This is a genomic window from Okeania sp., from assembly GCF_983059655.1.
In genome coordinates this window covers 1-10,566 of the sequence record NZ_CEZPJD010000225.1, presented here as the reverse complement: position 1 = coordinate 10,566, position 10,566 = coordinate 1, and the positions used below count along the sequence as shown (strand labels likewise).

7 protein-coding genes are annotated in these 10,566 nt (G+C 34.9%); 3 read left to right on the top strand and 4 right to left on the bottom strand.

Annotation, left to right across the window (positions count from 1 at the left end; genetic code table 11):
- Positions 1-8: 8 nt before the first annotated feature.
- Both AC3DU7_RS14400 and AC3DU7_RS14395 read left to right on the top strand, forming a co-directional pair.
- Positions 9-3,140, top strand: a complete 3,132-nt coding sequence (locus tag AC3DU7_RS14400) for an efflux RND transporter permease subunit (protein WP_488040022.1) — start codon at positions 9-11, stop codon at positions 3,138-3,140.
- 463 nt (positions 3,141-3,603) lie between these two features.
- Positions 3,604-4,038, top strand: coding sequence for a pentapeptide repeat-containing protein (locus tag AC3DU7_RS14395; RefSeq protein ID WP_488040021.1), 435 nt, complete (start codon positions 3,604-3,606; stop codon positions 4,036-4,038).
- A 176-nt stretch (positions 4,039-4,214) separates the two neighbouring features.
- Here the strand turns inward: AC3DU7_RS14395 and AC3DU7_RS14390 are convergent, their stop codons facing one another.
- The 3 genes from AC3DU7_RS14390 to AC3DU7_RS14380 form a co-directional block, all read right to left on the bottom strand.
- Positions 4,215-4,856, bottom strand: coding sequence for a peroxiredoxin-like family protein (locus tag AC3DU7_RS14390; protein WP_488040020.1), 642 nt, complete (start codon positions 4,854-4,856; stop codon positions 4,215-4,217).
- Positions 4,857-5,013: 157 nt separating this feature from the next.
- Entirely contained in the window at positions 5,014-5,592 is a 579-nt protein-coding gene (locus AC3DU7_RS14385) for a TetR/AcrR family transcriptional regulator (protein WP_488040019.1), read from the bottom strand.
- A gap of 588 nt (positions 5,593-6,180) precedes the next feature.
- On the bottom strand, positions 6,181-7,281 hold the full coding sequence (locus AC3DU7_RS14380) for an aldo/keto reductase (RefSeq protein WP_488040018.1): 1,101 nt from the start codon (positions 7,279-7,281) through the stop codon (positions 6,181-6,183).
- A gap of 35 nt (positions 7,282-7,316) precedes the next feature.
- On the opposite strand from AC3DU7_RS14380, the gene AC3DU7_RS14375 reads away from it, so the two are divergent.
- Positions 7,317-7,499 (top strand): hypothetical protein, encoded by a 183-nt coding sequence (locus AC3DU7_RS14375; protein WP_488040017.1) that lies wholly within the window; start codon positions 7,317-7,319, stop codon positions 7,497-7,499.
- Between the two features lie 203 nt (positions 7,500-7,702).
- Here the strand turns inward: AC3DU7_RS14375 and AC3DU7_RS14370 are convergent, their stop codons facing one another.
- A complete protein-coding gene (locus AC3DU7_RS14370) occupies positions 7,703-8,644 on the bottom strand; it encodes a DUF3768 domain-containing protein (protein ID WP_488040016.1) in 942 nt (313 codons plus the stop codon).
- Between the last annotated feature and the right edge of the window lie 1,922 nt (positions 8,645-10,566).

The following is a 10,566-nucleotide window of genomic DNA, read 5'->3' as shown; positions in this document are numbered from 1 at the left end:
TAACTGAAATGGCTACCTTATTTTATCGGAACTTGCGATTATTAATACTAACTATACTAATTATTTTGGTCTGGGGAATCTCATCTTTTTTAACATTGCCACGACTTGAAGACCCAGAATTAACTTCCCGCTTTGCAGTCATCACAACTTTTTGGCCGGGAGCTGATGCGGAAAGAGTTGAAGCGTTACTCACAGAAAAAATAGAAGAAGAATTATCTGAAGTTGAAGAAATTAAAACTACAAATTCAACTTCTAAAGTAGGAAGTTCAACTATTAGTATTGAATTACTAGATTCAGTTAAGAAATCAAATGTGGACACAGTTTGGTTAAAAATTAGAGATAAATTAAATCAAGTTACTCCTCAATTACCTGCTAGTAGAAGTCAGCCACGATTAGAAGAACTTGAAGCTAGAGCTTATACCATGATTACGGCTTTAACTTGGGAACAAGATACAAACCCAAATTATGCGATTCTTACCCGTTTATCTAAATCATTAAAAGATAAATTATTAGCATTACCAGGAACAGAAAAAATCGCCGAAATTGGTAATCCTCAAGAAGAAGTATTAGTAGAAATTGATGCAGCTCAGTTAGCTAGTATTGGTATTACTCCACAACAATTATCTACGCAAATTAAACAAAGTGATGCTAAAGTTTCTTCTGGTCAATTTCGTAGTCAAAATAATGATTTACTTCTAGAAGTTGATTCAGATTTAGATTCCCTAGAGCGGATTAGAAATATTCCAATTAGCTTTAGTAAACAAGGGCAATTTACTCGACTTGGAAACATTGCTAAAGTGAGGAAAAAAATTGCTGAACCAGCAAATGAACTAGCATTAATTAATGGTCATCCTGCCTCTACTTTAGCTGTATTTGTCAACTCAGATTATCAAATAGACCTTTGGGCAAAATCAGCAGAAGCAGCTATAGAAAAATTCCGGCAAGAGCTTGGTACAGGTCTAAAACTTGAGATAATTTTTAATCAAAATAATTATATTCAAGCTCGTTTCAACAGTCTGATGTTAAACCTGTTAGTGACTGGTATGCTGGTATTTGGAATTACAGTCTTTTTAATGGGTTGGAAATCTGCAACTGTTGTGAGTTTAGCATTACCTTTATCAAGCTGTATGGTTTTAGGGATGATGAAACTTCTGAATGTTTCTGTAAATCAAACCTCAATAATTGGATTAATTGTAGCTTTAGGATTATTGATTGATACAGCAATTATTGTTGTTGATAGAATTACTAAAAATATGGTTTCTGGATTGAGCGCTGAAACTTCTATTAATGATGCATTTAATCATTTATTCCTGCCATTAACAGCATCAACTTTAACTACAGCTCTAGCATTTTTACCAATTGTTTTAATGTCTGGTCCTGGTGGAGAATTTGCCGGTGGTATTGGCATTAGTGTGATTTTAGCTGTTATTTCTTCTTTAATATTATCTCTAACTATAGGTTCTGGTTTAGCAGGAAAATTATATCATACTTATCATGATTCTTCGCATTATATTCAACGAAAATGGTGGCAAACTGGGTTTGCAAATTCCTCTTTAGCTGAACTTTACCAAGTCAGTCTACGAAGTGTATTGAGCCGTCCATGGTTAGGAATATTATTAGGTTTAATTTTACCGATAACTGGTTTCATTCAAGTCAAAACTCTCCCCCGACAATTCTTTCCTCCAGCAGAAAGAAATCAACTGCAAATAGAATTAGAATTACCTGCTTTAAGCTCCATTGAAAAAAACAAAAATACAGCTATAAAAGTCAGAAATTCAATGTTAAAGCATCCAGAAATTGAAGAAATACAGTGGTTTTTAGGACGTAGTTCCCCTCGGTATTTCTACAACTTAGCATCAGGTAGACAAGATTCAAATTACGCTCAAGGCATTTTACAGTTAAATTTAATAGCTAAACCAGAATTTATTAATGTACTCCAAGCAGAAGTTGATACTGCATTCCCTGAAGCTCAAATTTTGATCAGACAATTAGAACAGGGACCTCCCTTTGATGCACCAGTAGAAATGAGAATTTATGGTCCTAACTTAAATCGTCTACAAGAATTAGGACAACAAGCAAGGAGTATCTTAGTTCAAATTCCTAATGTAACTCACACCCGCGACACTTTAAGCGAAATTCGACCCCAACTACAATTACAAGTGAATGAAGAAGAAGTTCGTTTAGCAGGATTAGATCGTGCTAGTTTGTCACAACAGTTGGAGACCTCACTGGAGGGAAATTTAGGAGGTTCAGTAATTGAAGATACTGAAGAATTACCAGTGCGGGTACGAGTATCGAACTCTCAACGGGGAGAGGTTAGCAAAATTACATCTCTAGATTTACAACCAACTGGTTCGAGTTTAAATCAAAACAAATTTAGTTCAACTAACACAATACCCCTGTCAGCTTTAGCAAAAGCAGAATTAAAGCCAGAATTTTCTCTGATTAAAAGACGTAATGGTAGACGGGTAAACTTGATTCAAGGTTTTGTTGCTGCCGGAGTTTTACCTTCTGAAGTTTTGCAGGAGTGGCAACAAAAGTTGAATGATTCAAACTTTGAATTACCATCCGGGTATTGGTTGGAAGTTGCTGGAGAGTCAGAAAAACAAGGTGAAACTGAAGCAAATTTGTTTGCTACGGTGCCTCTAGTGTTGTTGTTAGCAACTTCAATTTTAGTTTTATCCTTACATTCCTTCCGAGCAACTGCCATTATTGGAATAGTTGCTATTTGTGCTATTGGTTTAGGATTTTTCAGTTTATGGTTATTTGGTTATCCCTTTGGTTTTATGAGTCTGATCGGAACATTTGGTTTAGTGGGAGTTGCTATTAATGACTCAGTAGTAGTTTTAGCTGCTATCCTGGAAGACCCTGAAGCATCCACAGGCAACCGTCGAGCTATTCGTCAAGTTGTTATGGGTTCCACTCGTCATGTAGTTGCCACAACCTTAACTACAATGGTAGGATTTGTTCCTTTGTTAGTACAAGGTGGTAGCTTTTGGCCTCCTTTGGCAATAGCGATCGCTGGTGGTGTTGGTGGCTCAACTTTGATAGCTCTTTATCTTGTTCCCTGTTCGTATTTATTTATAGTGAATTTTGGGACTTTAGGGAGTAGAGGAGTAGGGAAGTCTAGTAGGGTGTGAAGCGCGCTAGCGTAACACACCAAAACTCTATATCTATTGTCAGTGCGTAAGTCCTTTTTATATCAAAAAATATTAAATGTTTGATTTAATTGTTTAAAGTAAAAGCTCAATAGACTGACGAAATTAGGAACACACTAATGAGTAAAATTTCTGAAATTACTATATGATATCAAATCCGTTTAATTCGGTATAAAAAAATATTCCATCTTTACCCAGAGCGGAAAGAATTCTGAGTTCTCTTATCTTCTGAGTTCTGAATTGCAGAATTGCTGGATTCTGATTCACTATCTTATTACACCGATACTACCGGATTTGATATGAAGAGTTACTAGAACTTTACGCTGCCAGACAGCCGGATTTTACTAGATACACAATCGAATACACAGACCAATATTTCGAGAACGGAATCGACTTAAGAGGAGTTAAATTCAGGGGAGATAGTCTGGAAGAACTCATCTATGCTTTGCAAAACAGTAACTTGAGTGGAGCCGATCTTAGAGGTATTAGTTTACGCAAACGTTTTCTTGATAGAGCGAATTTGAGTGGTGCTAAATTGAATAAGGCTTTTCTGTGGCGAGCTAACTTCACCCAGGCTAACCTGAGTGCAGCTAACCTTAGTGGCTCTGACTTGCAAGAAGCTTCTTTTACTTATGCTAATTTAAGAGAAACCAATCTGAGCAGTACTTATTTATGCGAGACTTGCTTCCCTTGCGCCGATCTGAGCAGAGCTAACTTCACTAATGCTAAGATTGAAGGTTATATTAACTTCTCTAAGGCTAATTTAACTCAAGTTGACTTCACAAAAGTTATTTTGGATATTAGTTGGGATGAAATTAGTTTTAAAGAAGCTTATTTTGAAAATACAATTATGCCAGATGGCAGCATCCGTAACAGTTAATTTTGCTGTCAATAAACTCAAGCAAATCCCCTAACTATTCCAGAAAAATTAGGGGATTTATAAATTTTTAATTCGTCAATTGAGCAATAGTTTACAGCGATCAAAAACGTTCTTCTCTTCTTACTTCTTCCCTCTTCCTTCCTAGCTCCTGACTCCTGACTCCTGACTCCTGACTCCTAATTATTTAACACATTAATAATCTCTTCTGGGTCGAGACGTTGTGTATAATCTGGGTTAACAAAAGCATGAATAACTGTACCATCGGAGGCAATTACATAAGTAGCAGCAATTGGTAATTCAAAACTTTCATCACCGTTGTAAGCTGGTAAGTCAATGCCAAAACTTTGATATATTGGGCGTAATTCTTCGGGCAGTTCAAATACTAAACCAAATTCTTTAGCAACTTTATTTCCACTATCGCTTAAGACTTCAAAAGTTAATTCGTTTTTCTCTGTTGTGGAAAGAGAATTGTCTGGTGTTTCTGGAGAAATGGCGATTAATTTTGCTCCTAATTCTGTGATTTGTGGCAAATACTTTTGTAAACCTCTTAATTCCATATTGCAGTAAGGACACCATCCGCCACGATAAAAAGAAATTACTACAGGACTTTCTACAAGTAATGAATTTAATTCTACTATTTTACCTACTGCATTTTGCAAGCTAAAGTTAGGAACTTTTTTCCCTACTTTTAAGCTATTGTCAACAATATCAGTGTTAGCTAAATCAACTACCGCTTTATTCATTTTTTCCTTTGCATCTTGTGGTAGTTTAGCTTCTATTTCAGTTTGGAGTTGTTGTAAGCTTTTAGTTAATTCCATGGGATTTTCTCCGATTATTTAGAATGATTGTTCCAATTAAGACAAAAAAATTAAAAGTAGGTAAATTAATCTACAGTAACAAACAAGTTACTTAGGATATAGACTGATGATGAGTCTCAGACAGGGAAATATTTTTTCCTCTATTCGCTGTTCCCTGCTATAAAACAGAAAGAGCCATTTTAGCTATATCTTGTAATGCTTTTCGGTCAGGATTAACTTTAGAAACTACCCGTAAACCTTGTAAACAACAAGTAAGAAATCTGGCTACGGTAGTACAGTTATGTTTCTGACTAATTTCACCTTTTTCTTGAGCTGTAGTTAAAGCTTTTGTAAGTGCATTTTCAATTTGTTGTATCTTGGCAGCAATTTGTTTGGCGCTATCTGGGTTGTTGCCACCAAGCTCAACAGCAGTGTTTGTAATTAAGCAGCCTTTACGATCTTCGTCTGTTACAGCAGAATTAATCATGCCATAAAAGATATCTACAATGGTTTGTTTAGAAGCATCATTGGCTTCTAGTTTACTAATCATCGGTGATACAAGTCTAGAGTCGTAATAGGAGATCGCTTCGTGAAACAGAGATTGCTTATCGCCAAAAGTATCATAAAGGCTGCCTCTGTTGATACCCATCTTATCAACTAAGGTTTGTATGGAAGTCCCCTCATAGCCATAACACCAGAAGGTTTGCATTGCCTTCATTAATACTTCATCTCTATTAAACTCTTTCTGTCTGCCCATCACCTTTGATTTTAACTGCTGATATTTTTAAGATAGCAATTCTGGAATGATTAGTCAAGTATCAAGAATTTAGAATTTAGAATGCGCGAATTTAGAATTACCTCTCCTTGAAAACGGATAGGATTGGGTTAAAAGGAATTTTTTTCTTCTCTTGGTCGATTGGATATGGCGCAGGTTTCCTCGCCATCCCACCCAACGGGTGCGCTGCGCTTTACATGTTGCGTAGCAAAACGACCGCTTTTTTCTCCATGAATGGAGAGGTTTTATACCTTAATTTTTCGGCAAAATCTAGAATCTAAAAAAGTTGATTCCTAGTATCATGTCCGGTAGCATTGGTGTAATTAGGGTTTGCTGATTAAATCTAAAAGCATTGACATATAAAGACAAGTGCCTTTTTGGAGTCGAAAAAAGTGCCTATTTTTCTGCCTAAAACCCTCAAAAAGTTAGTATTTTAGGCGCATAGTTGGGCAGAAAAATCTAGGGACAATTATTACTCCTACCTCTTCTATAATTCCCATTTATCCTGAATTCCCATTTATCCTGTCTCCTGTCTCCTGTCTCCTGTCTCCTGTCTCCTACCCCTACTAATCAACCTATTAACTGGGCAAAGTCCGTAGCATCTAATGGAGGAATGCTAGTTAAGGCCAGATTTTCTTCTATATGCTGAGGAGATTTCATGCCAACTAAGGCCGAAGATAAACCAGGCACACTGCGAGTAAATTGGAGAGCGCGTACCGCATCTGTTTTCAGATTTTCGCCAAGGCCATGAATAATATTTTGAGGAAGTTGCACGAGGTTTTTAGCTTGGGCAATGGACGCACTAGCGATCGCATTAATACCCAATTTGTTTGCTGCGGTAATGGCAGGTAAAATTTTGCCATCTACAGCTTGAGTAGGAGCGATAACTGCTTCTGGCATTGTCAAGTTTACTGGCAGTTGAATGAATTGAAAGCGATCGCCATTTCCACCTGATACCTGTTGGGCAATAGATTTAGCTTTGGCTAAGTCTATATGTTTTGCATCTGTTGGTGGCACTCGAAAACCTTGCCAAGTAGCTATTCCATAAGCAGTTATTTTGCCAGCATCAGCAGCTTTTTCTAACACTGCAAAAACAGCTTTCAGACGATGATAAAATTCCTCTGAAGGAATAATTCCCAGTTGAGTTTCTGGATTATGTAAATAATAAATATCAATAGTTTCTACTCCCAAATTTGTTAAGCTACGCTCTAGCTGGTCTTGAATATATTCTGGGTGCATACAGTGAATTCCTGCCACCATATCTGTCATTTGAATATTAAATTTGGAGCTTTCTAAATACTCTTGTGTAAACCATTTTTCTCTTTCTCGATTAGGAATAAAACCGCCCTTGGAACAAATAATCAATTCTGATCGGGATACTATTTGTGATTTTATTAACTGAATAAGAGCTGCTTTAACACTCATTTCACCATGTTGAGAACGATAATTAATAGCAGTATCTATTAAGTTTATTCCACTTTTTACTGATTTAATAATTGCTTCTGTGACTAAATCATCTGTTGTTGCATCTGATTTTCCAAGATATGTTCCAATCCCTATAGAACTCATTGTTAAGCCATTAATTTCTCGGAAGTTTGTTCGGGTATATTTTGCTTGATGAAGTTGAGCATAAGATTTAGTTGCCGTTATTGTTGCTTTTCCTAAAATCACTATTTTATTCCTTAATTTTTCTAGTTATTAATATCTTGAATACTATAGCAGGGAACAGAGAACAGCGGTGCGACCTCGCGTCGGTTAAGATGCAAGGGAATGCTGACCAAGATAGGGAATGCGCACCAAGAGAGGGAATAGTGGCAAAAGATTTTCTGGTGTCTCAAGTTCATCATCAACTTTTAACATTACAATTTGACGTGCGGAATGTGGGATAAAAAATAAAATCAATTATCGCACAGAAATTATCAATTATTCCCCCCTACTCCCTACTTGTTACCGAACAATTAAGGTTTAAAGCCTCTCCTTTCAGGGAGAAAAAAGAAAAATTTTTCCTTTGAGTCAATCCTATCCATTTTCAAGGAGGGGTAATTATTAATTATTAATTGTTGAATCCCTACTCCCTCTTTGCTAGAGATATCTAATATTCATCAGCTCGTATGACCAATAATACTCTAGTAGTTTTATTGATATCTTCTGGTGCATCTGACAACATAATCATACTTGTATCTAGATAGTCAATTTTCCAAACGTATTCTACACCATCCATTGTAACTTGACCTGAATTATGTTCACCTCTAGGATCGTTTTCTGGTGTAAAATCAGAAAAATCCTGAATTTCTTTAAATAATTGTTTTTGCTTTTTTCTTGGCAATGCTAATACTTGCCTACTCATTTTGTACTCTCCTAAACTTTTATCCCCATTTCTAAAGCGATCGTTTAACTTAGCTATTGTTGTTTTTTTTACTTGTTCTTCTGTTGTTCTATTCCACAATTCTTGAGCAGAATATGCTAAATAATTAAACTTCTCAAACACACTTTTATTCCAAGATGAAACTGATTCAATTTTTGTTATTAAACTTGACCAGTTTATTTGATTCTCAATTTTGATTGCTCTTTCTGGCTGAGTTTTATCTTCTATTAAGAGTAGAGTTAAATATTGCATTTTTTGCAGCTTATACAGAGGAGAAGGTAAAATATCTCCACCATAATGATTAATCCAAATGTGATAAATATAATCATTTCCAGATAACTTGAAAAGTACATATAGTGGTGCAACAAATATAGAACCTACTTTTGTGATAAAAACTCCTGCTTTAGCAGTCACTTTTACAGAACTTTCTAAGTTCCAACTTTTCCCTGAAGAAACTTTTAATAAAAATAATGGTTCATAATCTGTTGTTAACCCTGTTGCTGTAGATAGAGGCAAAAAAATTCTATCTTTTCCAGAACGAGAGTTAGTTAAAATCCAGTTCCAAGTTGACGTACCTACTGGAGACTGACTAAAGACCTTAAAAAAATCATCTGGTTGAGGTTCAGGAAATTGTTTACGTTGATTTAATAGTTGTTTATTTCTGCTCATTTTTTCTGCAATAGTTTGATTTTAAAGATTTTTTTTAGTTTCCCGGTTTTTATAGTTAACATTAACTGTGCCTTAATTTTTATACTTTGATTGGCACTAGAACGAAGCTATAGAATAGCAACTTACTTCTTAGATTTTATAATAGCTTAACTACAGAAGAAAGTAGAAAGTAGAAAAATTAATTAAGATTTCAGTTGATTTTGGCTACTAAATTTTATGATGACCAGCTTTATAGCTAAATCTATGTTAAGTATTTTGGCCAAAATGTCCTGTTGATTAACTTAGTTTAAGTAGTGAAATTTTTTCTTGGTATAAGTATTAAGTATTACAAAGTAAAAATATGAAAATTTTGGAAAAATATGGATTCAAATTTATTTGATTGATTTAGGTCAGTAACATAACTTAAAACTTGATATTTTTATACATAGCTAAAACTTATAACTACAATTGCATTTAATAGTTTATAAATCATGGTATTTATTTATTTATTAATTAATTAATTAGATTGTTATTTCTATATAAATACTGTTATAGCAATCAGGAATGAGTTGTGAGAATTGAGATGTTCCTTAAAAGTGTAGAATATAGCAATTATTATATTCATATGATACGTTTTTTTCTCTTCTCTGTTCCCAGTTAAGTGTTCCCTCCATACCTAAAAATTTCCAATATCTCACAACTCAAATCATATTGCTATAATTTATTTGTTTGATATATAATTGTCGATTAACTAAGATGATTTTTTTTGCTAAAAATTATTTTCAATAACTTACTTATCTCAGTAAATTATTGTTCAACAAAAATCTATATTTTTTAATAGATTAGTTATATAGCAATCCTAAATAAGTTGTGACAAATCAAAAAGTAGATAAAAAAACTGAAACTCCTATCTGTTACCTGTTCCCTGTTCCCTAAAAAGCAGTAAGATTTTTGACACGAATAAAATAGGATTGCTATATAGCACTACGTCTTAGAGCGTAAGCATTTCCTGCGGAATGCTGCGCAAACAGCTATTAGCTGTCAGCTATCAGCAACAAGATTCTCTCCTTAAGGAAAGTGTTTAAATTAACAACTAACTTTAAGGACAAGGGAGCCAATTTTTGTAGTAAGACAATTAAATATTGCTTTTATCCTAAATTAAAAGCAATAGCTGATAGCTGATGGCTGACGGCTGAATGCTTACCTTAGAGCTAGTGCCACTAGGCGGAAGTTATATTATGCCCGGTTGAATACTTACACTTGGCAGGAAGGAAAGGAGAAGGTTTTTTTATCACTGAATTATCCGGATATAATATTAAAATTCAAAAGTTAAAAGCGAGTGCTAATTGACGAGGTTTCCTACAGCGCTTTTAAAGTGCGGAAACAGTTCCGCAAACAGCCCCTCCAAAATATAATACGCACATCTGACAGCCAATTATTTTTGATTTGTAATTGTTTTAGGATTTTGTAACTGGTCAGTTATTTCCGCCATCCTGTACTAGGACAATTTACTTTAGTGAGAGGACATCGAAGTACTATTTCTGGGAAGATCAAAGATATCAAAAGTGTATTTGCTTAGTGGTGTATCTATGAATATAAGGTATGATATAAGTAGAATATGATAAATTTTGGGAACTATGTATAAAACTATAAATTAGCTTAAAAGTTTTTGTAATTAAAAATGCAACCTCTTTTTTTTAGCTTGCTCTACTTAACTACTACAGGACTTACGCAGTACCGCTACATATAGTGTATGATTTGGTCATTATTGCGAATTTAACCACTATAATTAGTGCCGTTGCGTAAGTCCTGTACTAAATTAAATTTTATATTTACCGAAAAATCGTGGGTATGCGCCTCCCCTTTTAAGGGGATAAAAAGCGGTCGAGGGATGGCTCCGAAACCTGCGCCATATCCAATCGACCAAGACAGCGGTCGATCGC

Coding starts and splice junctions, on each gene's coding strand:
- AC3DU7_RS14400 (WP_488040022.1), top strand. CDS start 9: ATGGCTACCTTATTTTATCGGAACTTGCGATTATTAATACTAACTATA.
- AC3DU7_RS14390 (WP_488040020.1), bottom strand. CDS start 4,856: ATGGAATTAACTAAAAGCTTACAACAACTCCAAACTGAAATAGAAGCT.
- AC3DU7_RS14385 (WP_488040019.1), bottom strand. CDS start 5,592: ATGGGCAGACAGAAAGAGTTTAATAGAGATGAAGTATTAATGAAGGCA.
- AC3DU7_RS14370 (WP_488040016.1), bottom strand. CDS start 8,644: ATGAGCAGAAATAAACAACTATTAAATCAACGTAAACAATTTCCTGAA.